The organism is Deinococcus koreensis, from assembly GCF_002901445.1.
GTDB classification, from domain to species: Bacteria; Deinococcota; Deinococci; order Deinococcales; family Deinococcaceae; genus Deinococcus; species Deinococcus koreensis.
On record NZ_PPPD01000002.1, the window covers coordinates 322,235 to 344,570 of the forward strand.

Consider the following 22,336-nt stretch of genomic DNA (forward strand, 5'->3'; position numbering starts at 1 on the left):
CGCCGGCGAGCCCCGTCCACGTCCCTCTCCCACCAGGAGCACCCCATGACCACCGCTGATCCCCGAGCCACCTCCCAGACCCTTCCTATCAGCCGCTGGGACGATGCCGATGCGCCCCAGAGCGACGGTCTCGCCGCGCTGACCTACCGCTCGAACCTGCTGGGCGCCGACCGCACGCTGGTCAACATCTATGGCGGGAACACCTCGACCAAGAGCGTGGAGAAAGACCACCTGGGCCGCGACGTGACCGTGCTGTGGGTCAAGGGCAGTGGAAGCGACATCGCCAGCATCACCCATCAGGGCTTCGCGGGGCTGAAGCTGGACGAGGTGCTGCCGCTGTTCGACCGCGCGGCCATGAGCGACGAGGAGATGACGGCGTACCTCGACCGCACCACCTTCGAGCCGGGGCGCCCGCGCCAGAGTATCGAGACTCTGCTGCACGCCTTTGTGCCCGCCAGGCACGTGGATCACACGCACCCGGACGCCATCATCGCCATCGCGTGTACGCCGCGCGGGCCGGAGATCATGCGCGAGATTTACGGCGAGCGCGCGGCCTGGGTGGACTACATCCGCCCCGGCTTCACGCTGTCGCAGCAGATCGGCGCGGCGGTGCGCGAGAACCCGGGGCTGGAAGCGGTGGTGATGGGCAAGCACGGGCTGGTGACCTGGGGCGACACTTCCAGAGAGAGTTACGAGCGGACGCTGCGGATCATCGGCGAGGCGCAGGCGTATCTGGACGCGCACGCCGAGGCCCAGCCCTTCGGGGGGGTGAGGGTGGAGACGGTGGAAGCGGCCCGGCGGGACGCCCTGCTGGTGGCCCTGCTGCCGATCCTGCGCGGCGCCATGAAAGGCCAGCGGCCGGTCATCCTGAGCGTGGACAGCTCGCCCGAGGTCATGGAATTCGTCAACTCGCACGCGGCCGCTGACCTCTCGCAGGTGGGGGCGGCCTGCCCGGATCATCTCGTGCACACCAAGCGGGTGCCGCTGTACCTCGACTGGACGCCGGATCAGGGCCAGGGCGCGCTGATCGCGGCCGTGAAATCCGGGGTCGAGCGCTTCAAGGCCGAGTACGCGGCCTATTTCGAGGAGCACCGGGGCGAGGGCGACGTGATGTTCACGCCCGCCCCGCGCGTGGTGCTCATTCCGGGGCTGGGCATGGTCAGCTCCGGCCCGGACGCGATGGGCGCCGAGGTCTCGCGCCAGCTCTACCTGCGCGCCATCCAGGTGATGAAGGCCGCGAGCAGCCTGGGCGGCTTCATGAGCCTGAGTGCGGCCGAGAGCTACGCCATCGAATACTGGCCGCTGGAGCTGTACAAGCTGAGCCTCAAGCCCGCCCCGAAGGCGCTGGACGGCCACGTGGCGCTGGTGACTGGCGCGGCCAGCGGCATCGGCCGGGCCATCGCCGCGCGGCTGGCCCAGGACGGCGCGCACATCGTCATCGCCGACCTGAACGCGGACGGCGGGCAAACCGTGGCCGACGATCTGCGCCGGGCTCGGGGTTTCCGGCGGGCGACGGGCGTCCCCATGAACGTGACCGAGGAGGCGCAGGTGCAGGGCGCTTACGCCCACGCGGTGCTGTGCTACGGGGGCGTGGACATCGCCGTGAACAATGCCGGCATCGCGTCCAGCGCCCCCATCGAGGACACCAGTCTGGAGATGTGGAACCGCAACCAGAGCATCCTCTCGACCGGCTATTTCCTGGTGGCGCGCGAGGCCTTCCGGCTGATGCGGGCGCAGGGCACGGGCGGGAATCTGGTGTTCATCGGCTCCAAGAATTCGGTGGCGGCGGGCAAGAACGCGGCGGCGTACAGCGCGGCCAAGGCGGCCGAACTGCACCTCGCCCGCTGTCTGGCGGAGGAGGGCGGGGCGGCCGGCATCCGCGTGAACTCGGTGCTTCCGGACGGCATCCTGGCGGGCAGCTCCATCTGGGACGGCCGGTGGCGCGCCGAGCGGGCCGCGACCTACGGCATCGAGCCGCAGGAGCTGGAGGCGTTCTACCGGAACCGCACGACCCTGAAGGTCAACGTGCTGCCCGAGGACGTCGCCGAGGCGGCCTGCTGGCTGGCCTCGCCCGGGGCGGCCAAGACCACGGGCGGCGTGATCACGGTGGACGGCGGGGTACCGACCGCTTATGTCCGCTGACGGGGTGTCCCGGCACATCGCCGTCGATCTGGGGGCCTCGGGCGGCCGGGTGGCGCTGGGCACGCTGCGCGCCGGGCGGCTGGAGGTGGAGATCCTGCACCGCTTTCCCAACGGGGGCGTTCCGGTGCACGGCGAGCTGTACTGGGACATCCTGGGGCTGTGGCGCGAGGTGGTGCACGGCCTGAGGCTGGCGAGCACTCACGGCGACATCGCCAGTGTGGGCGTGAATTCCTGGGCGGTGGACTACGGCCTGCTGGACGCGCGGGGCGAACTGCTGGGGCAGGTGAACCACTACCGCAGCGCCCGGCTGGGCGGGGTGATGGAGCGGGTGCGGGAGCAACTCTCCGACGAGGCGATCTATGCCGCGACCGGCATCCAGTTCCTGGGGTTCAACACGCTGTATCAGCTCGCGGCCGAGCCCCCGGAGCGCCTGGCCCAGGCCCATACCCTGCTGATGGTGCCCGACCTGCTGCACTTCTGGCTGTGCGGAGCCCAGGCGTGTGAGCGCACGAACGCCAGCACCACGCAGTTCTACGATCCGCTGACCGGAGCCTGGCACCGGGAGCTGCTGGCACGGGCCGGACTGCCCACGCACTTCCTGCCGCGACTGGTCGATCCCGGCACTGACCTCGGCCCGCTGAGCCCGGAAGTGGAGCGCGAGACGGGCCTGCGCGGGGTGCGGGTGGTCACGCCCGCCACGCACGACACGGCCTCGGCGGTGGCCGCCGTTCCCGCCCGTGGCGACGGCTGGGCCTACGTGTCCAGCGGCACCTGGAGTCTGGTCGGCGTGGAGGTGGCGCAGCCGGTGCTGAGCGCCCAGGCCCGCGCCCTGAACCTGACCAACGAGGCCGGGCTGGACGGCACGACCCGCCTGCTGAAGAACGTCATGGGCCTGTGGATCGTGCAGGAGTGCCGCCGCGCGTGGGACGCGGATTTTGCCGGGCTCGATGCGGGCGCGGCGGCGCTGCCCGCGGGCGGCCCCCTGATCGACCCCGACGATCCGCAATTTCTGCCGCCGGGACTGGACATGCCGCAGCGCGTGCAGGCCTTCTGCGCCCAGACCGGCCAGAGCGTGCCCCAGACCCCGCCGGAGATCGTGCGCTGCGTGCTCGACAGCCTGGCCCACCGGATTGCGGAGGTACTGGACGCTCTGGAAACGGTCACCGGCCGGAGCCTCCGCACGGTTCACGTGGTAGGGGGCGGCGCTCAGGGCGAATTCCTGAACCGGCTGACCGCCGATCTGAGTGGCCGCATGGTCGTCGCCGGCCCGGTCGAGGCGACCCTGATCGGCAACCTGCTGGTGCAGGCCCGCGCCTGCGGGGGGCTGAAGGACAGCTCGATCCGGGAGGTCGTGCGGGCGTCCAGCGAGTCCCAGACCTTCACGCCGGCTGGGGGCGACAAAGGTGACAGCCGTGAGCGCTTCCGGAGGCTGACGGTCGTGCAGGGCCGCACCGAAAGCTCGCCTTGAACGGCGGTCTGTCCGGCGCTGGCCCAGGGCACAACCACTGGGATCAGCGGGCTACCCGGTCACAGGCGGGCGGATCAGCCGAATTCCCGTTCGGCCGTTCCAGATGCCGTTCTCCGGCCACAGGGACTGGCCCGCCGTCTTTCCTGCTGGATCAGGTTCGCGAGTCCGGGTGGGTCGCTCGAGAAGGCCGCATGTTCAATGGCTGAATGTCACCATGAAACCCTGTCTGGCAAGCGAAATCCCGCTTTACTATGAGAAAAATATGTGCTGCGCTATAAGAAGTTTTTAATTATAAGGGGGGTTCCTTAAATTAAGAGCCCTTAACTATATGGACGACTCCACCCCAGGGCAAAGACGACGTGCCCTGGCTTCCGAGGTCTCCTTGGGGGTCAGGCGGGCGTCTCAAAGTAGGTCTTCTGTGAATTCACCCTTTCTGTCTCCCGCGAACCCCTCTCCGTTCCGATCCGTCCTGACCCTGCCCCTGTTGGCCTGCACCCTGGCCCTGTCGCTGGCGGCCTGCTCGTCCCCCCGGACTCCGGAAGTCCAGACCCCCGGGGCCCAGACCCCCGGTACCCAGACGCCCGCGCCCCGGGCTGGCGGCCGGCCCACCGACGCCGACATCACGACCGACGCGCCGCTGACCAATCTCGTGCTGTCGATCGTGGCGGGAGACAACGCCCTCAGCGGCGCCACCTGGAGCCGGGCCACCAACGGCTACGGCCCGGTGGAGCTCAACAGGAGCAACGGCGAGGCGGGCGCGAACGACGGCCGCACCCTGAGCCTGGGCGGCAAGACCTACACGCGGGGCTACGGCGTGCACGCCGGTTCCCAGCTCAGCTTCTCCATCGGCGGCCGTTGCAGCGCCCTGGCCGCCGACATCGGCGTCGACGACGAGGTGGGGGGCAACGGCAGCGTGGTCTTCCAGATCCTGGGAGACGGGGTCAAACTCTACGACTCCGGCACCATGACCGGGGCCACCGCCACCAAATCCATCAGGGTCGACGTGACCGGCCGCAGCACCGTCACGCTGGTCGTGACCGACGCCGGGAACGGCAACGCCTACGACCACGCCGACTGGGCCGTACCCACGCTGCTGGGCTGCGCCGCCCCGGCCAGCACCGGCAGCCCGGCCCCGGCCGACGCGCTGACCCCCGAGCAGTTCGGCGCGCGCGGCGACGGCGTGACCGACGACACCACGGCCCTGCGCTCGCTGTTCTCGGCGCTGAACAGCGGCACGAAGGCCGCCTCCTTCGGCGCGAACAAGGTCTACCGCTACCGCCGCACCGGCCCGGTACAGTTCGAGGTCATGCGCGACGGCGCGACGATCTACGGCAACGGCGCGACCCTCAAGGCCCGCGACGGCGAGCCCACCGACAACTCCTGGTACACCCTGCGGGTGGCCGGCCCCCGCATCACCATCCAGAACCTGACCATCGACGCCAACCGGGCGGGGCGCCCCGCCATGAGCGGCGTGCAGAACCAGACCGCCTGGTTTGTCGATGGCGGCAGCCGCTCGGTCACCCTGCGCCAGATCCGCGGCCTGAACGCCCCGACGGACGGCCTGTACATCCGTGATCTGGTCAGTCCCGGGCCTGTCAGCGGCACCGCCAACACGCCCACCGACATCCGGCTGGAAGGCGTGGAGATGATGAACTCCGGGCGCAACAACCTCTCGATCGTGGCCTCGCGGAGCGTGTCCGTGATCGGCGGGAAGTTCAACGGGGCGGGCGGCGTGCCCGGTGGCCCCTGGGCCGGCATCGACATCGAGCCCAACCGGGGCAGCGACCTGCAGGGCAACGACGGCGTGCTGATCGAGGGCGCCGAGACCAGCGACAACCAGGGCTCGGGCATTGATGTGGCGCAGCTCGACAACCGCAACATCGTGATCCGCAACCACGCCTCGCACCGCAACGGCACGGCGCTGTTCCTGAGCCCCTCGGGGCCGATCACCGTGGACGGTTTCCAGGCCAGCTCCTACGGCACGCTCACCAAGGCCGGCGTGATCGCCATCGTGCCCTCGGACGCGCCGGGCGCCACCGTGAAGCTGAGCAACCTGCGGGTGAGCAACACCACCGACAGCAAGCCGACCTTCTTCCAGAACTACCCCGGCACGGTGTCGCTCAACGGCCTGCGCGCCGACAACGTGGCGACCAAGACCGTGCTGGGCACCTACAAGCCCACCACCGTCGCCAACGTGTTCCTGAACGGCGTGCAGATCAAGTAACGCGCTTGAATCTCGAGGCAGCGACCCGTCCAGACGCCGGGTCGCTGCCTTCGCGTGGCGCGCCTCAGCGCTCGCCGCGCAGGTCGGTCACGCGCCGCAGCTTGCCGCCCTCGGAGCGGGGCAGGCTTCCCGCCTCGCACAGCTCGCAGCGCACGCTCACGCCGACCAGCACCTTGATCTGACGCTCGATCTCCAGGCGCAGCGCCGGGTGATCGCCGTCGGCCTCGATCCGCAGGGTCAGGTCGTCCATCAGGCCGGTGCGGGTAAGCACCACCTGGTAGTGCGGGCTCACCTGCCCCAGCGTGACCAGCACGGCCTCGAGCTGGGTCGGGTAGACGTTCACGCCGCGCAGGATGATCAGGTCGTCCGATCTCCCCTGGATACCGTCCATGCGGCGCATGGTGCGGCCCGTGGCGTTTCCGCCGGGCAGCAGCCGCGTGATGTCGCCCGTCCAGTAGCGCAGGATCGGCAGGGCGGTGCGGGTCATGGAACTGAGCACGAGCACGCCCAGTTCGCCCTCCGGCAGCACCTCGCCGGTCTGCGGATGCACGATCTCGGGATAGAAGTGGTCTTCCCAGAGGTACGAGCCGCGCTGCTCGGCGTGATCCTCGTTGCTCACGCCGGGGCCGATGATCTCGGAGAGGCCGTAGATGTTGGTGGCCTTCACGCCCAGCGCGGCCTCGACCTCCGCGCGGGTCTTCTCGGCCCAGGGCTCGGCGCCCAGCACGGCGTAGCGCAGGCTGAGGTCATCCGGGCCCAGCCCCCGGCGCGCCAGGGCCTCGGCCAGCACCAGGGCGTAGCTGGGGGTGCAGGCGATCACCTCGGGCTGCAGGTCCTCGATGAGCTGCACCTGCCGCTCGGTGCCGCCGCCCGAGACCGGCACGGTGCACAGGCCCAGCCGCGCCGCGCCGCCGTGGGTGCCCAGCCCGCCCGTGAACAGGCCGTAGCCGTAGGCGTTGTGAAAGACCATGCCGGGCCGCGCCCCCGCCGCGTACAGCGAGCGGGCCACGACCTCCCCGAAGACCTCCAGGTCGTGCTCGTCGTAGGCGACCACGGTCGGCTTGCCGGAGGTGCCTGAACTGGCGTGGATGCGGCGCAGTTCCCCGCGCGGCACGCAGGACAGGCCGAGCGGATAGCCGTCACGCAGATCCGCCTTGTAGGTGAAGGGAAAGCGCGCCAGGTCGTCCAGCGCCCGCAGGTCGCCGGGCGCCACCCCCGCCGCGCGGAACTTGTCGCGGTAGGCGGGCACGCGCTCGTGCTGGCGCTCGACCATGCGCTGGAGCTGCGAGAGCTGCAGGGCGCGGAGTTCGGGGACGGGCAGGGCTTCACGCTCTGGCTGGAACATGGTGGGCTGGAACATGGGGAGAGCCTCCGGGGCGGGGACACGGATGGAGAGCGGCCGGACAGGAGCGGCAGCGGGGCAGTGATGCCGGCAGTGTAGCGAAGCGGGGCGCGGCTCCGGGAGAAGCGCCCGCAGAGACCGACCTATACTCCGCCCATCCCAGGCGCCCGGCGCGGGCCGGCGCTCTCCCCCACTCCCGAGGTGCCCATGACCCTGACCGACACCCAGACCACCCCTGTTCCGGCCGACCTGCCCGCCGACCTGCTGGATCTCGACGCCCGCGACCCGCTGGCCCACAAACGCGCCGAGTTCCTGCTGCCGGCGGGCGTGGTGTACCTCGACGGCAATTCGCTGGGGCCGCTGCACCGTTCGGTGCCGGAGAGGATCGAGCGCGTGCTGCGCGGCGAGTGGGGCGAGGGGCTGATCCGCTCATGGACGGCGAATGCCGAGGCGGCCCTTGACTGGATGGCCCTGCCCGACCGGGTGGCCGCGAAGATCGCCCGCCTGATCGGGGCCCGGCCGCACGAGGTCGCGGTGGGCGATTCCACCTCCGTCAACCTCTTCAAGGCGCTCGCGGCGGCGCTGGCGCTGGTGCCGGATCGCCGGGTGATCCTCACAGACGCCGACAACTTCCCCACGGACCTGTACGTGGCGCAGGGCCTGAACGCGCTGCTGGGCGGAAGGTACGAGCTGCGCCGGGTGCCGAACACCGAGATCGCCGCGCACCTGAGCCTCGAGATCGCCGTGACCCTGCTGACCGAGGTGGACTACCGCACGGGCCGGCGGCTCGACCTGGCGGGCCTGAGCGCGCAGGCCCGTGAACACGGCGCCTTGACCGTGTGGGATCTGGCGCACTCGGCCGGGGCCTTCGAGGTCGACCTGAACGGTGCGGGGGCCGACTTCGCGGTGGGCTGCGGCTACAAGTACCTGAACGGCGGCCCCGGCGCCCCGGCCTTCCTGTTCGTGGCCGAGCGGCACCACGCCGGCGCGCCGGTGGCGCTCAGCGGCTGGATGGGGCACGCCGACCCGTTCGAGATGGCCCGCGACTTCGTGCCGGCGCCCGGCGCCCGCCGGTTCGTGCCCGGCACCCCGCAGGTGCTCAGCCTGAGCGCGCTGGACGCTGCCCTGGACGCCTTCGAGGGGGTGGAGATGGCCGAGCTGCGCGCCAAGTCGCTGTCGCTGACCGACACCTTCATCGGCCTGATGGAGCCGCTGTGCGCGGCCCACGGTCTGATGCTGGTCACGCCCCGCGCCCACGCCCAGCGCGGCTCCCAGGTCAGCTACCGCGCCCCGGACGCCCAGGCGGTCATGCGGCGGCTCGTGGAGCGCGGCGTCATCGGGGACTTCCGCACGCCGGACATCCTGCGCTTCGGCTTCACGCCGCTGTACCACTCGCACGCGGACGTCTGGAGGGCGGTGCAGGGCATCCGGGCCGTGCTGGAGGGGCAGACGCCATGACCGGGAGCGAGCGCGGGGCCGGCGATCACGCCGATTCACACAGTGCTGACGATTACAGCGCCGATCAGCACAGTGCTGATCAACACAGCGCCGAGCGAGCCCACCGGGACTTCACCCGCTCGCTCAGCTACGGCGACTACCTTCAGCTCGACACCCTGAAGGCCGCGCACCGCCCGGTCACGGCCGCCCACGACGAGCACCTGTTCATTGCGGTGCACCACGTCTCCGAGCTGTGGCTGGAACTCATCGTGCGCGAGCTGGAAGCAGCGATGGCCCAGCTCGCCGGGGGCATCACGGACGCCCCGCTCAAGGGGCTGACCCGCGTGGTGCGCGCCCAGGAGCAGCTCACGAACGCCTGGGAAGTCCTCAAGACCATGACGCCGGCCGACTACCTGCAGTTCCGGGAAGCCTTCGGGCAGGCGTCGGGCTTCCAGTCGGCGGCCTACCGGCTCGTGGAGTTCCTGCTGGGCAACCGCCACGCCACGCTGCTGGGCCCACACGAGCACCGGCCTGAGGTTCACGCACGCCTGAGCGCGGCCCTGCACGCCCCCAGCGTCTACGACCTGACCCTGCGCCTGCTCGCGGCGCGCGGCCTGCCCCTCCCGCCGGAGGTGCTGGCGCGCGACCCCTGCCTGCCGCCCACGCCCCACCCGGCGGTGCTGGACGCCTGGCTCACGGTCTACCGCGACCCGGACACCTACTGGGATCTGTACGAACTGGCCGAGAAACTGCTCGACGTCGAGGACAACTTCCGCCGCTGGCGCTTCAACCACCTGACCACGGTGGAGCGCACCATCGGCCTGAGGCGGGGCTCGGGCGGTACCAGCGGCGCGGGTTACCTCGCACGGGCGCTTGGGGTGGTGCTGTTTCCCGAACTCTGGGAGGTGCGGACGAACCTGTAGGGGCCGGGCCTCGCTCTCCTCAGTCTGCAGCGAACCCCTCACCGGAGACGCGGGTGCCATTCGGCGTCACCACGAGGCTGTCCCCGGTTCCCGTCAGCCAGCCCCGGCGCCGGGCATGCCGCAGGGCGCGCCTCGCCTGCCGGGCGCTCCACTCGAAGCGGCGGACGGCGTCGGGAAGTGTGAGGGCCGCGCCGTGCGCCGCCGTGTACGCCAGCAGCTGGCGGGCCGCGACCTGGTCACGCTGCGTTCCGCGCCGGGCCAGGGTCGCCAGGACGCCGTCGAGGGGCGAAAACAGCACGCACAGGAAGAACACGGCGCCCAGCACGCTGGCGATCATCCCGGCGATGCTGGCGTCCACCGCCAGGGCCAGGACATAGCCCGCCACGCTGGAGAGCACCCCGATGAGCAGGCTCAGGCCCAGCATCACCGGCAGCCGGCGGGTGAGCAGGTACGCGCACGCCGGAGGCACGATCACGAACGCGACGATCAGCACGGCCCCCACCGCCTCGAAGGCCCCGACCGTGGTGAACGACAGGAGGGTCATCAGGGCATAGTGCAGCCCCCCCGGCGCGAAGCCCAGGAACCCGGCGAGGCCCGCGTCGAAGGTGGACAGCCTCAGCTCCTTGAAGAACACCCCCACGAACACGGCGTTGAGCAGCGCCAGCGTGCCCATCAGCACCAGGGACTCCGGCACCTCGCGCCCCCAGACGGAGACGAGGTTAAAGGGCGCGTAGGCGATCTCGCCGTAGAGCACCGCGTCCAGATCGAGGTGGGCATTGCGGAAGTACACCGAGATCAGGATCACGCCGATGGAGAACAGCAGCGGAAACACCACGCCGATGGCGGCGTCGTTCTTCACGCGCCCGCTGCGGGTCAGGGCGTCCACCAGGGCGACCGTCAGCAGGCCCATCGCGGCCGCCCCGATCAGGGCGGGCAGGGTGGCCGTCTCGCCCCCGGAAAACCAGAAGGCCGCCACGATGCCGGGCAGCACGGAGTGGCTGATGGCGTCGCTGATCATACTCAGGCGCCGCAGCACCAGGAAGACCCCCAGCAGGCTCCCGGCCACCGCGACCAGGCAGGCGGTCAGGACGATCACCAGGTCGGCGCTCATGGGGCTCCCCGGGCCCGGTCGGGAGTCTGGGTCTGCGGAGGCCCGTCACGCAGACGCCCGTCACGCAGGCCCCGGTCTCGCCGCGCGGACGCCACCCGCTCCCACAGCAGGCCGCGCAGGGGGGCGAAGAGCAGCGACAGGATCATGATGACGCTGATGACGACGATCACCACGGGGCCGGTCGGCAGGTTGGCGGCGGCGGCCGAGACCAGCGCGCCGGTCACGCCGCTCGCCGCGCCGAAGGCCGCGCTGAGCAGCAGCAGCTTCCCGAGGTGGTCCGTCCACTGCCGGGCGGCCACGGCGGGCGCGACGAGCATGGCGGCCATCAGCACCACGCCCACGCTCTGCAGGCCGATCATGACCGCCACCACGGCGAGCGAGGTGAGTAGTGCCCCGACCAGCGGGCTTCTGAAGCCCAGGGTCGCGGCGTAGGCGGGGTCGAAGGACACCAGCTTGAACTCCTTGAACAGCAGCGTCACCGTGCCCAGCGCCAGCGCGGCCAGCACCGCCATCAGCCGCACGTCCGCCGCGACGATGGTGGCGGCCTGGCCGAACAGGAACTTGTCGAGCCCCGACTGGCTGGCGTTGCTGCCGTTCTGGATGAAGGTCAGCAGCGCGATGCCGAAGCCGAAGAAGCTGGCGAGCATGGTGCCCAGCGCGGCGTCCTCGCTCAGGCGCGTGTAGCGCAGTACGCCCAGCATGGCGAGCGCCGCCAGCCAGGCGCTCAGGCCCCCGCCCAGCAGCAGCCACAGGGGCGCCTTGCCCCCGCTGACCAGGAACGCCAGGCCGATGCCCGGCAGGGCCGCGTGCGCCAGGGCGTCTCCCAGCAGGCTCTGGCGGCGCAGCACGGCAAACGCCCCGATCACGCCGCCGGTGATCCCCAGCAGCGCGCTGCCGAGCGCGACGTTGCGCAGGGTGTAGTCCGTGAAGGCGCTCAGGAAGAACTCCAGGCTCATACCGGCGCCGCCTCCCGGAGAAAGGACACCTTGCCGCCGTAGGTGGTGCGCAGCAGTTCCGGACTGAACGCCGTCCCCGTCGGGCCACTCGCCACGACGCTGACGTTCAGCAGGGTCACGTGATCGAAATACTCGCGCACGGTGTCCAGGTCGTGGTGCACCACGACGACCGTCTTGCCCTGCTCCTGCAGGTCACGCATCACGTCCAGGATGGCGCGCTCGGTGGTCGCGTCCACCCCCGCGAAGGGCTCGTCCATGAAGTACACGTCCGCGTCCTGGGCGAGCGCGCGGGCCAGGAACACGCGCTGCTGCTGACCGCCGGAGAGCTGCGAGATCTGCCGCCCGGCGAACTCGGTCATGCGGACGCGCTCGAGGGCCCCCAGGGCCAGCGCCCGTTCGCGCTTCCCGGGGCGGCGGATCCAGCCGAGGCGGCCGTACAGCCCCATGGTGACCACGTCCAGCGCGTCCGTGGGGAAGTCCCAGTCGACGCTGCTGCGCTGCGGCACGTAGCCGATCCGGCGCCGAGCGGCACGCAGCGGCTCGCCGAAGAAGCGGACGGTGCCCGCCGCCTTGGGCACGAGGCCCAGGACGGCCTTCAGGAGCGTGCTCTTGCCGGCGCCGTTCGGGCCGACGATGGCACAGAGTTGCCCGGCGGGCAGGTCGAGGTCGATGTTCCACAGCACCGGGGTCTCCCGGTACGCGACGGTGAGGTCGCGCACGGCCAGGGGCGCCCCAGAGCGCGCGGTGTCCGCCGTGGTCATCGGTTCCCCGCCGGGCGGCCGAGCAGCGCGTCGCTGATGGTCCTTGCGTTGTGCTCGATCATGCCGATATAGGTGCCGGCCCGGGTGCCCGGCTCGCCGGCGGCGTCGGAGTACAGCTCGCCGCCGATCTTCAGGTTCCAGCCACGCGCCCGGGTGGCCTGCACCACGGCCTCCACGGTGCGTTTGGGAACGCTGCTCTCGATGAACACGGCCGGAATCCTGCGGGTGGCGAGGAACTCGGACAGATCCTGGATGTCCCGGGTGCCGGCCTCCGCCACCGTGGAGATGCCCTGGATACCGCGCACCTCCACCCCGTAGCGCCGTCCGAAGTAGCTGAAGGCGTCGTGCGCCGTCACGAGCACGCGTTTGTCTTTCGGGACGCGGTTCATCAGCGCGGTGACGCGGCCGTGCAGGGCATCGAGCTGCTTTCCGTAGGCCGCGGCATTGTTCGCGTAGACCTGTCGGCCGGCCGGATCGACGCGGGTGAGGGCGTCGCGCACGAGGGTGGTGGTGTGCTTCCAGAGCGGCACGTCGAACCACACGTGCGGATCCTGCAGGCCGGCCACGCCGGCAAAGCCGCCGGGCGGGGTGAGGAGCTGGGCCCGGGGCATGGCGTCCGTGACCGCGACGGCCCGGGGGTGGCGCTCCAGCAGATCGACCATCTTGCCCTCCAGGTGGAGGCCGCCGTAGACGATCAGGTGGGCCTCCTGCAGGGCGCGGACGTCCCGGGCGCTGGCCTTGTACAGGTGGGGGTCGACGCCAGGCCCCATCAGGCCGGTGACCTGCACGCGCGCGCCGCCGATCTGCCGCACCAGATCACTGATCATGTTGACGGTCGTGGTGACCCTGACTTTCCCACCGTCCAGCCGCGCCGGGGAGAGGGCATCGACCTTGGCCCGCTCGCTGGCCCCGGCGGCGGAGGCGAGGGCGGTGAAGGCGAGGAGAGCGAGGAGTTTAGGCTGCATATGGTTCATAAGTTAGGCTAGCCTAACTTATGAATGAGGGATTTGGAAGATGCGGATGGGCCGGATAGTCTGCATCTGCCCCTCACGAATCCGACCCTCGGGACACCCTCGGCTCTGCGACGACACCGACCCGGCCCCCAGGGCAGCGCTGCAGGGCCCCATTGACCCCGGCGAGCGAGTCTCACGGGGCCTGACACCAGGTGCCCGGCTACTTCAGATCATCGGCCGGAGTCGTCTGGGCCTGCAGATGCTCGGCCAGGGCGGGCCATCCTGCCCGGATGTGGGCCTGGGCCTGGCGACTGGCCCCGGCCTCCGCGTTCAGCAGGGCCTCCCGGTACTGCGGCAGCCAGGTCTCCCTGGTCAGGAGTTCTGCGACCACCTGGGCATCCTGCATCCGGCCCAGGTGCTCCAGCACCTCCAGCAACGCCTTCGGGGCGGCGCCGATCAACCCCAGCGTGTAGCGGTACCGTTTGAGGTGCTTGCGCCAGTCGTGCCATGGCTCCGGGTCGCCTGTCGCCAGCACCCGGAGCGCTTCTTGTTGCAGAGCTCGCGCGTCCCTGGCCAGAACCCTGCGCGCCCGCGCCCTCCAGCGCTTCGGACGTTTCACCGACCCGGGCTGCGCTGGCAGGGTGATGGCCGAGAACTGGCGCTCCCGGCCAGCCGCCCACGCGGTCTGGAAGGCTGTCACCTCCTTCCTGGGCACGCCGAGCCGGGTCAGGGCCGCTACCAGATGCTCTCCGGCCGCATCGCGGTCACGCACAGGGGCCACGGCGCGGCGCAGCTCCCGCCAGGCCCGGCGAACACGTTTCGGGGCGCTGGCGATCCGGAGTTCCGCCTGCGCCTTGCGGGTCAGCTTGCGGGCCTGGTGAACCGCTTCCGGGTCTCCCGTTTCCAGCGCGGGCCAGATCGTCCCCAGGGTCTTTGCCGTCTTCTTGAAGCTGCTCATCACGCCACCGTCCTCCACCCCACCGTCTTCCACTCAGCCCCCGGTCGCCCGCGCCGCCTCGCGCCCGGCGATCCGCCCGGAGAACAGGCAGCCGCCCAGGAAGGTGCCCTCCAGCGAGCGGTAGCCGTGCATCCCGCCGCCGCCGAAGCCCGCGACCTCGCCCGCCGCGTAGAGGCCCGGAATCGGCTTGCCGCCCTCGCCCAGGACGCGCGAGTGCAGGTCGGTCTCCAGGCCGCCCAGGGTCTTGCGGGTCAGGACATTCAGCCTCACGGCGATGAGGGGCCCGGCCGCCGGGTCGAGGATCGGCGCGGGCCTGGCGACGCGGATCAGCCGCTCGCTGAGGTAGGCCCGCGCGCCCCGGATGGTCGCCATCTGCATGTCCTTGCCGAAGGGCAGCCCGGCCTGGAGGTCGCGGTCGCGCACCTCGCGGCGCACCACCTCGACGTCCAGCGCCTCGTTGCCGGCCAGCTCGTTCATGCCGCGCACGAGGTCGTCCAGCGTCTTTCGCACCACGAAATCGGCGCCCTTGTCCAGGAAGGCCTGCACGGGGGGTGACACTCGCTTGCCCATCCGTCCGGCGACCTTGCGCAGGTCGCGCCCCGTCAGATCCGGGTTCTGCTCGCTGCCGCTGAGCGTGAACTCCTTCTTGATGACCCTCCGGTTGAGCACCAACCACGTATACGGGTAGCCGCTGCGGGTGATGTGGGTCAGCGTGCCCAGGGTGTCGAAGCCCGGGTAGTGGGGCGGGGGCAGGCGCCGGCCACCGGGCGAGAGCCACAGCGAACTCGGCCCCGGCAGGATGCGGATGCCGTGAGCGGGCCAGACCGGGTTCCAGTTGCGGATGCCTTCGGTGTAGTGCCACATGCGGTCGGGGTTGATCAGCCGCGCGCCCGCCGCGTGAACCGTCTGCTGCAGCTCGCCGTCGACGTGCCGGGGCACGCCGGAGACCATGACGTCCGGGGCGGGGCCCAGGCGCTCGGTGGGCCAGTTCTGCCGCACCAGCTTATGGTTGCCGCCGATGCCGCCGGAGGTCACGACCACCGCCCCGGCCGCAAAACTGAACTCGCCGGTGGGAATGCGCGAGCTGGCCTGCCCGCGCGCCAGCCGCGACGCCTCCAGCACCTCGCCGTGCACCCCGCTGACCGCGCCGCGCGTGAAGGTCAGGCCCCGGACGCGGTGGCGGCCATGCAGCCGGATCCGGCCGGCCGCCATGTGGGCGCGCACCCGCCGCACGAAGGGCTCCACCACACCGGGGCCGGTGCCCCAGGTGATGTGGAAGCGCGGCACCGAGTTGCCCGGCCCGCCGGCCCCCTGCCCGCCGCGCTCGGCCCAGCCGACCATGGGGAAGAAGCGCAGGCCCTGGGCCGTGAGCCACGCGCGCTTCTCGCCGGCCGCGAAATCCAGGTAGGCCTGCGCCCAGAGCCGGGGCCAGTGATCCTCGGGGCGGTCGAAGCCGGCGGTGGTGTCCCAGTCGCGGCCCGCCAGTTCGCGCGAGTCGTGGATGCCCAGGCGGCGCTGTTCGGGGCTGTCCACCAGGAACAGGCCCCCGAACGACCAGAACGCCTGCCCGCCCAGGTTCTGCTCGCCTTCCTGATCGAGCAGCAGCACCCGGCGTCCGGCATCGGCCGCCTCGGCCGCCGCGACCAGGCCGGCCAGTCCGGCACCTACCACGATGATGTCCGCGTCCATGTCCCTCCTGCTCCTTCCGAATCGTGTCCTGCCACTATGCCGCACCCGCCGCGCCGGGGCCAGGGCCGCTGTGCAGGAGGCCCTCTCCTGCTCTATCCTGGCCTCCACCCCACCAGGCCGCTGTTCTGCATGGATAACCAGCGGCCCGCCACCCCCCGCACGTCCGGCGTGAACCATGCATCCCCCTCTGCCCGGCAGGGGGAGGATGCCGGCGCACGAGTGTTCCCGCCGACCTTGCCGGGGCGGAACGTGCAGAGGAGAATGGCCCATGCAGAGCGTGACGACGCCCACCCCCACGATCACCGTGAACGGTCAGCCCCGCGAGGTGCGGGACGCGGGAGTCCACACGACCCTGCTGCACTGGCTGCGCGCCCAGGGCCTGACCGGCTGCAAGGAAGGCTGCGCCGAGGGGGAGTGCGGCGCCTGCGCGGTGCTGGTCGCCCGCCCGGACGACTCGGGCGGCACCCGCCTGGACTCCGTGAACGCGTGTCTGGTGGCGCTGGCCGCCCTGGACGGCGGCGAGGTCGTCACCGCCGAGGGGCTGGGCACGCCCGGGCAGCTCCACCCGGCGCAGCGCGAGCTGGCCGTGCGGGGCGGGTCGCAGTGCGGCTACTGCACGCCGGGTTTCGTGGTCAGCATGGCGGCCGAGTATTACCGCCCGGATCGCGTTGGCGGACAGCACGGCGTCCCCAACGGCTTCGACCTCCACGCCCTGAGCGGGAACCTGTGCCGCTGCACCGGCTACCGCCCCATTCAGGACGCGGCCTATGCGCTGGACAGGCCCGGGGCGGGCGACCCGCTGGCCCTCCGATCCAGGCAGCCCGCCCCGTTTCCTCGCCCGACCGTCCTCCATGCCGCCGATGGCGCCTTCTACCGGCCCACCACGCTGCAGGCGACCCTGACCCTGCTCGCCGAACATCCGGACGCCCGGGTGCTCGCGGGCGGCACCGACTGGGGCGTGGAGGTCAACCTGCGCCACGCCCGCGCGCCCGTGACAGTCGCGGTGGACGCCCTGCCCGAGCTGCGTGAACTGATCTGGACGGACGAGTCCCTTTTGATTGGCGCCGGGCTGAACCTGAGCGACCTGGAGCGGCGGCTCGCCGGACGGGTGCCCCTGCTGGAGCAGTGGTTCCCACAGTTCTCCAGCCGCCTGATCCGCAACTCGGCCACGCTGGGCGGCAACCTGGGCACCGCCTCGCCCATCGGGGACAGCCCGCCCGCGCTGCTGGCGCTCGACGCGAGCGTGGTCTTGGTAAGCCTGGACGGCGAACGCGAGCTGCCCCTGGCGAACTACTTCGCCGGCTACCGGCAGACCGTCCGCCAGCCGGGCGAGCTGATCCGGGCAGTGAGGATTCCGCTGCCGCTCTCGCCCCTCACCGCCTTTCACAAGGTCGCCAAACGCCGCTTCGACGACATCTCCTCGGTGGCGGTCGGCTACGCGCTGGACGTGCACGGTGGGGTGGTGCGGCGGGCGCGGATCGGGCTGGGCGGCGTGGCGGCCACGCCCCTGCGCGCGCACGAGGCCGAGGCCGCGCTGGAGGGTCAGCCGTGGACGGAGGCGACCGTCCGCGCCGCCGCCCGGGTGCTGGGGAGGGCAGGCACCCCGCTCTCCGACCTCCGCGCCAGCGCCACCTACCGCGCCGCCATGCTGGAGCAGAGCCTGCTGAAGTTCTGGCACGAGGCGCAGGGCCTGGAGGTGGGCGCATGAGCCTGCACGAGCGCCCGGATGGGGCCGCCGTGGGCGAGGCGATCCCGCACGAGAGCGCGGCCGGGCACGTCACCGGCACGGCGCTGTACACCGACGACCTGGGGGTACGCTTACAGAACCTCCTGCACGCCTGGCCGGTGCAGGCGCCGCACGCCCACGCGAGGATCCTGCGCCTCGACCCGGCCCCCGCCATGAGGGTTCCCGGCGTCGTCCGGGTGCTGAGCGCCGCCGACGTGCCCGGCGTGAATGACGCGGGCGTCAAGGGCGACGAACCGCTCTTTCCAGAGACGGTCAGGTACCACGGCCACGCGGTGGGCTGGGTGCTGGGCGAGTCGGAGGAGGCGGCGCGGCTGGGCGCGGCGGCGGTGGAGGTGGAGTACGGGCCGCTGCCGTCTGTCATCACCGTGCAGGAGGCCATCGCGGCGGGGGCGTTCCAGGGCGCCCGGTCCACCCTGCGGCGCGGCGACGTGGCGGTCGGCTTCGCGGGGGCGGCCCGCGTCTTCGAGGGCGAGTTCGAGATCGGCGGCCAGGAGCACTTCTACCTGGAGACGAACGCCGCGCTGGCGCACGTGGATGAGGCCGGGCAGGTCTTCATCCAGTCCAGCACGCAGCACCCGACCGAGACCCAGGAGATCACGGCGCACGTGCTGGGGGTGCCCAGTTCACACGTCACCGTGCAGTGCCTGCGGATGGGCGGGGGTTTTGGCGGCAAGGAGATGCAGCCCCACGGCTACGCGGCGGTCGCGGCGCTGGGCGCGGTGCTGACCGGGCGCCCGGTGCGGCTGAGACTCAACCGCACCCAGGATCTCACGATGACCGGCAAGCGCCACCCCTTCCACGCGGTCTGGAAGGCGGGCTTCGACGAGGACGGCCTCTTCCGCGCCCTGCAGGTCACGCTGACCTCCGACGGCGGCTGGAGCCTCGACCTCTCCGAGCCCGTGATGGCGCGGGCGCTGTGCCACATCGACAACGCGTATTTCATCCCGCATGTGGAGGCGCACGGGCGCATCGCGCAGACGAACAAGACCTCGCAGACGGCCTTCCGGGGCTTCGGCGGCCCGCAGGGAATGCTGGTCGTGGAGGACATCCTGGGCCGCGTGGCGCCGCTGCTGGGCGTGGAGGCCCACGAGCTGCGTCGGCGCAACTTCTACCAGCCCGGCGAGGCCACCCCCTACGGCCAGCCGGTGCGCCACGCCGAGCGCCTGCACGACCTCTGGGCCGGGCTGCTGGAGCGTAGCGGCTTCGAGGCCCGGCGGGCGGAGGTGGCCGCCTTCAACCGCGCTCATCCGCACACCAGGCGCGGCCTGGCCGTGACGCCGGTCAAGTTCGGGATCTCGTTCAACTTCACCGCCTACAACCAGGCGGGCGCGCTGGTGCACGTCTACAAGGACGGCTCGGTGCTGATCAACCACGGCGGCACCGAGATGGGCCAGGGGCTGCACACCAAGATGCTGCAGGTGGCGGCCACGGCGCTGGGCGTGCCGCTCTCCTCGGTGCGGCTGGCCCCGACCCGCACCGACAAGGTGCCCAACACGTCCGCCACCGCCGCGAGTTCCGGGGCCGACCTGAACGGCGGCGCGGTCAAGGACGCCTGCGACCAGATCCGGGCGCGGCTGGCCGAGGTCGCGGCCGGCACGCTGGGCGTCCACCCGGACGACGTGCGCTTCGCGGGCGGTCGGGTCTTCCCGCTCGGGCACCCGGAGCGTGGAATGAGCTTCCCGGAACTCGTCCACGACGCCTACCACCGCCGCACGCAGCTGTGGGCCGCCGGCTATTTCCGCACGCCAGGGCTGCACTGGGACAGAAGCGCCATGCAGGGCGAGCCCTTCAAGTACTTCTCCTACGGCGCCTCGGTCTCCGAGGTCGAGGTGGACGGCTTCACGGGCGCCTACCGCGTGCGCCGCGCCGACCTGATGCACGACGTGGGCGACAGCCTCTCGCCGCTGATCGACCTCGGGCAGGTCGAGGGCGGCTACCTTCAGGGCGTGGGCTGGCTGACCCTGGAGGAACTGCGCTGGGACGAGTCCCAGGGCCCCCAGCGGGGCCGACTGCTGACCCAGTCGGCCAGCACCTACAAGCTGCCGAGCTTCAGCGAGCTGCCGGACGAATTCAACGTGGCCCTGCTGGAGCGCGCCACCGAGACCGGCGTGGTCTACGGCTCCAAAGCGGTGGGCGAGCCGCCGCTGATGCTCGCCATCTCGGTGCGCGAGGCGCTGCGGGACGCCTGCGCGTCCTTCGGGCCGGCGGGCCGCAGCACCCTGCTGGGCAGCCCGGCCACCCCCGAGGCCGTGTACTGGGCGCTCGACGCCGCCCGGCAGGCACGCGGCGAGGCAGTGGCGGCGGATGACTAGGGAAAGCCCATGACCTGGCGACATGCTCTCAACGCGCTCTACGCCTCCGGGACGCCGGGCGTGCTGGTCACGCTCGCCGCCGTGCGCGGGCACGCGCCGCGCGAGGCCGGATCGAAGATGGTCGTGTCGGCCTCGGAGACCTGGGACTCGGTGGGCGGGGGCAATCTGGAGGCGACCGCCGTGGAGCGGGCCCGCGCCCTGCTCGCCACCGGGGCCGCCGCGCCCGAGCTGCTCACCCTGCGCCTGACCGACCGCGCCGCCAATGACCACGGCCGCCAGTGCTGCGGCGGCGAGGTCACGCTGCTGCTGGAGCCCCTGGCGACCACGCGCCCGCACGTCGCGGTCTTCGGGGTCGGTCATGTCGGGCTGGAACTGGCGCGGGTGCTGGCGCGGCAGCCCCTGCACCTGCACCTGATCGACTCGCGCACCGCGCCCCTCACGCCGGAGCGGCTCTCTCCCCTGGCAGACGCGGTGGCGACCGTCCACGTCCACCACTCGCCCATCCCGGAGATGACGCTGCACGACCTGCCGGCTGGCGCCTCGGTCGTGATCCTGACCCACGACCATGCCGAGGACGCCGCCCTGTGCGACGCCGCGCTCAGACGGCCGGAGCTGGGCTTCATCGGCCTGATCGGCTCGGCCGCCAAGTGGGCGCGCTTCCAGACGCAGCTGCGGGCGGAGGGCCACCCGCCGGAGGCGCTGGCCCGCATCACCACGCCCATCGGCCTCCCCGAGCTGTTCGGGGGGCCCGGGCGCAAGCAGCCGGCCCTGATCGCGCTCGCGGTGGCGGCGCAGCTGATGTCGCTGCTGGGGCGCGCACAGCACGTTTTATCCCCGATCTCTGAAAGGACACCTTGACCCTGCCCTCCCCCACCGCCACCCTCTACCGCGCCACCGTCCTGCACACGCCCGACAGCCCCTTTCTCAAGGCCGACGCCCTGCAGGTTCAGTCCGACGGCGGGCTGCTGGTCGAGAGCGGCGTCATCCGTGCCTCCGGCTCCTACGGCGACGTGAGGGCGGCCTGGCCGGACGCCACCGTGACCGACCTGCGCGGCGGACTGCTGCTGCCGGGCTTTATCGACACGCACGTGCATTACCCGCAGGTGCGCGTGATCGGCGGGCTGGGCCTGCCGCTGCTCGACTGGCTGGGTCAGTGCGCGCTGCCCGAGGAGGTGCGCCTCTCGGGCGACAGTTACGCCCGCGGCGTGGCCCGCGACTTCCTGGGCGGCCTGATCTCGGCCGGCACGACCACCGCGCTGGTGTTCGGCGCGCACTTCCAGGGCGCCATGCACGCCTTCTTTGAAGAGGCCGCCCGCCGGGGCCTGCGCGCCGTGTCGGGGCTGGTGGTGAGCGACCGCCTGCTGAGAGACGAACTGCACACCACGCCCCAGCGCGCCTACGACGAGGGCAAGGCCCTGATCGAGCGCTGGCACGGGGTCGGGCGCGCTCTGTACGCGGTGACGCCGCGCTTCAGCCTCTCGGCCTCAGAGGGCATTCTGGACGCCTGCGGCGCGCTGATGCGCGAGTTCCCGGACGTGCGCTTCACCAGCCACATCAACGAGAACGGGCGCGAGATCGAGGTCGTGCGGGAGCTGTTTCCCTCCGCCCGCGACTATCTCGACACCTACGAGCGGGCCGGGCTGGTGGGGCGGCGCTCGGTGCTGGCGCACAACGTCCATCCATCTGACCGGGAGCTGGGCGTGATGGCCGACCACCGCTGCACGGCCGCCCACTGTCCCTGCAGCAACTCGGCGCTGGGCAGCGGCTTCTTCCCGCTGCGGCGGCATCTGGACGCGGGCGTGCCCGTCTCGCTGGGCTCCGATGTCGGCGGGGGCACCGGCTTCTCGCTGCTCAAGGAGGGGCTGCAGGCCCACTTCATGCAAAACCTGATGGGCGCGGAAGGCGTGGCGCTCTCCCCCGCCCACCTGCTGTACCTCGCCACCCGCGCGGGGGCGCAGGCCCTGGATCTGCAGGATCTCACCGGCGATTTCAGCGTGGGCCGGCAGTTCGACGCCGTGCACCTGCAGCCGGCCCCCGGCACGACGCTGGACACTGTGTTCCGACACGCGGACAGTCCCGAGCGCGCCCTGGCCGCCGCCTTCGCCACCGGCACCCCCGCCGACGTGGCCCGCGTGTGGATCGGCGGCGACGAGGTGCACCGCCGGGGGTGATCAAGTGGGCGAACCCGCGGGGGTGCCGCAGATGACGTCCCAGACAGCAGTGAAGGAGTCGTCCGACGGCGTCATGACACTCTCCGAACCCTCGATGGGTCCCCTGGGGCCGCACTTCCCGGAACCCGGTCACAGCAAACGG

General features: G+C 71.5%; 16 protein-coding genes. 9 read left to right on the plus strand and 7 right to left on the minus strand.

Going from position 1 to position 22,336, the window contains the following annotated elements; translation table 11 throughout:
- Window positions 1–45 precede the first annotated feature (45 nt).
- From CVO96_RS17890 to CVO96_RS20655, 3 genes are all read left to right on the plus strand, one after another.
- Window positions 46–2,142, plus strand: a complete 2,097-nt coding sequence (locus tag CVO96_RS17890) for a bifunctional aldolase/short-chain dehydrogenase (RefSeq protein WP_103313799.1) — start codon at window positions 46–48, stop codon at window positions 2,140–2,142.
- The gene (locus CVO96_RS17895; protein ID WP_103313800.1) at window positions 2,132–3,610 is read left to right on the plus strand and encodes a rhamnulokinase; all 1,479 of its coding nucleotides are present in this window, start codon (window positions 2,132–2,134) and stop codon (window positions 3,608–3,610) included. The genes CVO96_RS17890 and CVO96_RS17895 overlap by 11 nt, the downstream gene beginning before the upstream one ends.
- A 418-nt stretch (window positions 3,611–4,028) precedes the next feature.
- On the plus strand, window positions 4,029–5,834 hold the full coding sequence (locus CVO96_RS20655) for an NPCBM/NEW2 domain-containing protein (protein WP_133161843.1): 1,806 nt from the start codon (window positions 4,029–4,031) through the stop codon (window positions 5,832–5,834).
- Window positions 5,835–5,898: 64 nt separating this feature from the next.
- Here the strand turns inward: CVO96_RS20655 and CVO96_RS17905 are convergent, their stop codons facing one another.
- Entirely contained in the window at window positions 5,899–7,179 is a 1,281-nt protein-coding gene (locus CVO96_RS17905; RefSeq protein ID WP_103313927.1) for an AMP-binding protein, read from the minus strand.
- 204 nt (window positions 7,180–7,383) lie between these two features.
- Between CVO96_RS17905 and kynU the strand changes: the two genes are divergently transcribed.
- Together kynU and CVO96_RS17915 are read left to right on the plus strand one after the other, a co-directional pair.
- The gene (gene kynU, locus CVO96_RS17910) at window positions 7,384–8,634 is read left to right on the plus strand and encodes a kynureninase (protein WP_103313801.1); all 1,251 of its coding nucleotides are present in this window, start codon (window positions 7,384–7,386) and stop codon (window positions 8,632–8,634) included.
- Window positions 8,631–9,536, plus strand: coding sequence for a tryptophan 2,3-dioxygenase (locus CVO96_RS17915; RefSeq protein WP_103313802.1), 906 nt, complete (start codon window positions 8,631–8,633; stop codon window positions 9,534–9,536). Before kynU ends, CVO96_RS17915 begins: the two co-directional genes overlap by 4 nt.
- A 19-nt stretch (window positions 9,537–9,555) precedes the next feature.
- Here the strand turns inward: CVO96_RS17915 and CVO96_RS17920 are convergent, their stop codons facing one another.
- From CVO96_RS17920 to CVO96_RS17945, 6 genes are all read right to left on the minus strand, one after another.
- Window positions 9,556–10,647: a metal ABC transporter permease gene (locus CVO96_RS17920; protein ID WP_103313803.1), complete on the minus strand. Its 1,092-nt coding sequence runs from the start codon at window positions 10,645–10,647 to the stop codon at window positions 9,556–9,558.
- Window positions 10,644–11,603: a metal ABC transporter permease gene (locus CVO96_RS17925; protein WP_103313804.1), complete on the minus strand. Its 960-nt coding sequence runs from the start codon at window positions 11,601–11,603 to the stop codon at window positions 10,644–10,646. Before CVO96_RS17925 ends, CVO96_RS17920 begins: the two co-directional genes overlap by 4 nt.
- Window positions 11,600–12,364 carry a metal ABC transporter ATP-binding protein gene (locus CVO96_RS17930; protein WP_103313805.1) on the minus strand — a complete coding sequence of 255 codons (765 nt, stop codon included), beginning with the start codon at window positions 12,362–12,364 and terminating at the stop codon, window positions 11,600–11,602. Before CVO96_RS17930 ends, CVO96_RS17925 begins: the two co-directional genes overlap by 4 nt.
- A complete protein-coding gene (locus CVO96_RS17935; RefSeq protein ID WP_243398496.1) occupies window positions 12,361–13,329 on the minus strand; it encodes a metal ABC transporter solute-binding protein, Zn/Mn family in 969 nt (322 codons plus the stop codon). Before CVO96_RS17935 ends, CVO96_RS17930 begins: the two co-directional genes overlap by 4 nt.
- Window positions 13,330–13,537: 208 nt before the next feature.
- Window positions 13,538–14,275: a CHAD domain-containing protein gene (locus tag CVO96_RS17940; RefSeq protein WP_133161844.1), complete on the minus strand. Its 738-nt coding sequence runs from the start codon at window positions 14,273–14,275 to the stop codon at window positions 13,538–13,540.
- A gap of 33 nt (window positions 14,276–14,308) precedes the next feature.
- Window positions 14,309–15,964 carry an FAD-binding dehydrogenase gene (locus CVO96_RS17945; RefSeq protein ID WP_103313808.1) on the minus strand — a complete coding sequence of 552 codons (1,656 nt, stop codon included), beginning with the start codon at window positions 15,962–15,964 and terminating at the stop codon, window positions 14,309–14,311.
- 268 nt (window positions 15,965–16,232) lie between these two features.
- Between CVO96_RS17945 and CVO96_RS17950 the strand changes: the two genes are divergently transcribed.
- From CVO96_RS17950 to guaD, 4 genes are read left to right on the plus strand one after another with little or no spacing between them, the layout of a single operon-like run.
- A complete protein-coding gene (locus CVO96_RS17950; protein WP_103313809.1) occupies window positions 16,233–17,672 on the plus strand; it encodes a xanthine dehydrogenase small subunit in 1,440 nt (479 codons plus the stop codon).
- Window positions 17,669–20,023, plus strand: coding sequence for a xanthine dehydrogenase molybdopterin binding subunit (gene xdhB / locus CVO96_RS17955; RefSeq protein WP_103313810.1), 2,355 nt, complete (start codon window positions 17,669–17,671; stop codon window positions 20,021–20,023). The genes CVO96_RS17950 and xdhB overlap by 4 nt, the downstream gene beginning before the upstream one ends.
- Window positions 20,024–20,032: 9 nt before the next feature.
- Complete coding sequence (gene xdhC / locus CVO96_RS17960; protein ID WP_103313811.1) at window positions 20,033–20,881, plus strand: xanthine dehydrogenase accessory protein XdhC; 849 nt, start codon at window positions 20,033–20,035, stop codon at window positions 20,879–20,881.
- Window positions 20,878–22,194, plus strand: a complete 1,317-nt coding sequence (gene guaD, locus CVO96_RS17965; protein WP_243398497.1) for a guanine deaminase — start codon at window positions 20,878–20,880, stop codon at window positions 22,192–22,194. The genes xdhC and guaD overlap by 4 nt, the downstream gene beginning before the upstream one ends.
- The last annotated feature ends 142 nt before the right edge of the window (window positions 22,195–22,336 follow it).

What these genes read in the sequence shown, in the direction of transcription:
- CVO96_RS17890 (WP_103313799.1), top strand. Translation starts at nt 46, where the DNA reads ATGACCACCGCTGATCCCCGAGCCACCTCCCAGACCCTTCCTATCAGC.
- CVO96_RS17940 (WP_133161844.1), bottom strand. Translation starts at nt 14,275, where the DNA reads ATGAGCAGCTTCAAGAAGACGGCAAAGACCCTGGGGACGATCTGGCCC.
- CVO96_RS17935 (WP_243398496.1), bottom strand. Translation starts at nt 13,329, where the DNA reads ATGCAGCCTAAACTCCTCGCTCTCCTCGCCTTCACCGCCCTCGCCTCC.
- kynU (WP_103313801.1), top strand. Translation starts at nt 7,384, where the DNA reads ATGACCCTGACCGACACCCAGACCACCCCTGTTCCGGCCGACCTGCCC.
- CVO96_RS17930 (WP_103313805.1), bottom strand. Translation starts at nt 12,364, where the DNA reads ATGACCACGGCGGACACCGCGCGCTCTGGGGCGCCCCTGGCCGTGCGC.
- CVO96_RS17950 (WP_103313809.1), top strand. Translation starts at nt 16,233, where the DNA reads ATGCAGAGCGTGACGACGCCCACCCCCACGATCACCGTGAACGGTCAG.
- CVO96_RS17945 (WP_103313808.1), bottom strand. Translation starts at nt 15,964, where the DNA reads ATGGACGCGGACATCATCGTGGTAGGTGCCGGACTGGCCGGCCTGGTC.
- CVO96_RS17895 (WP_103313800.1), top strand. Translation starts at nt 2,132, where the DNA reads ATGTCCGCTGACGGGGTGTCCCGGCACATCGCCGTCGATCTGGGGGCC.
- CVO96_RS17920 (WP_103313803.1), bottom strand. Translation starts at nt 10,647, where the DNA reads ATGAGCGCCGACCTGGTGATCGTCCTGACCGCCTGCCTGGTCGCGGTG.
- CVO96_RS17915 (WP_103313802.1), top strand. Translation starts at nt 8,631, where the DNA reads ATGACCGGGAGCGAGCGCGGGGCCGGCGATCACGCCGATTCACACAGT.
- CVO96_RS17925 (WP_103313804.1), bottom strand. Translation starts at nt 11,603, where the DNA reads ATGAGCCTGGAGTTCTTCCTGAGCGCCTTCACGGACTACACCCTGCGC.
- xdhC (WP_103313811.1), top strand. Translation starts at nt 20,033, where the DNA reads ATGACCTGGCGACATGCTCTCAACGCGCTCTACGCCTCCGGGACGCCG.
- xdhB (WP_103313810.1), top strand. Translation starts at nt 17,669, where the DNA reads ATGAGCCTGCACGAGCGCCCGGATGGGGCCGCCGTGGGCGAGGCGATC.
- CVO96_RS17905 (WP_103313927.1), bottom strand. Translation starts at nt 7,179, where the DNA reads ATGTTCCAGCCAGAGCGTGAAGCCCTGCCCGTCCCCGAACTCCGCGCC.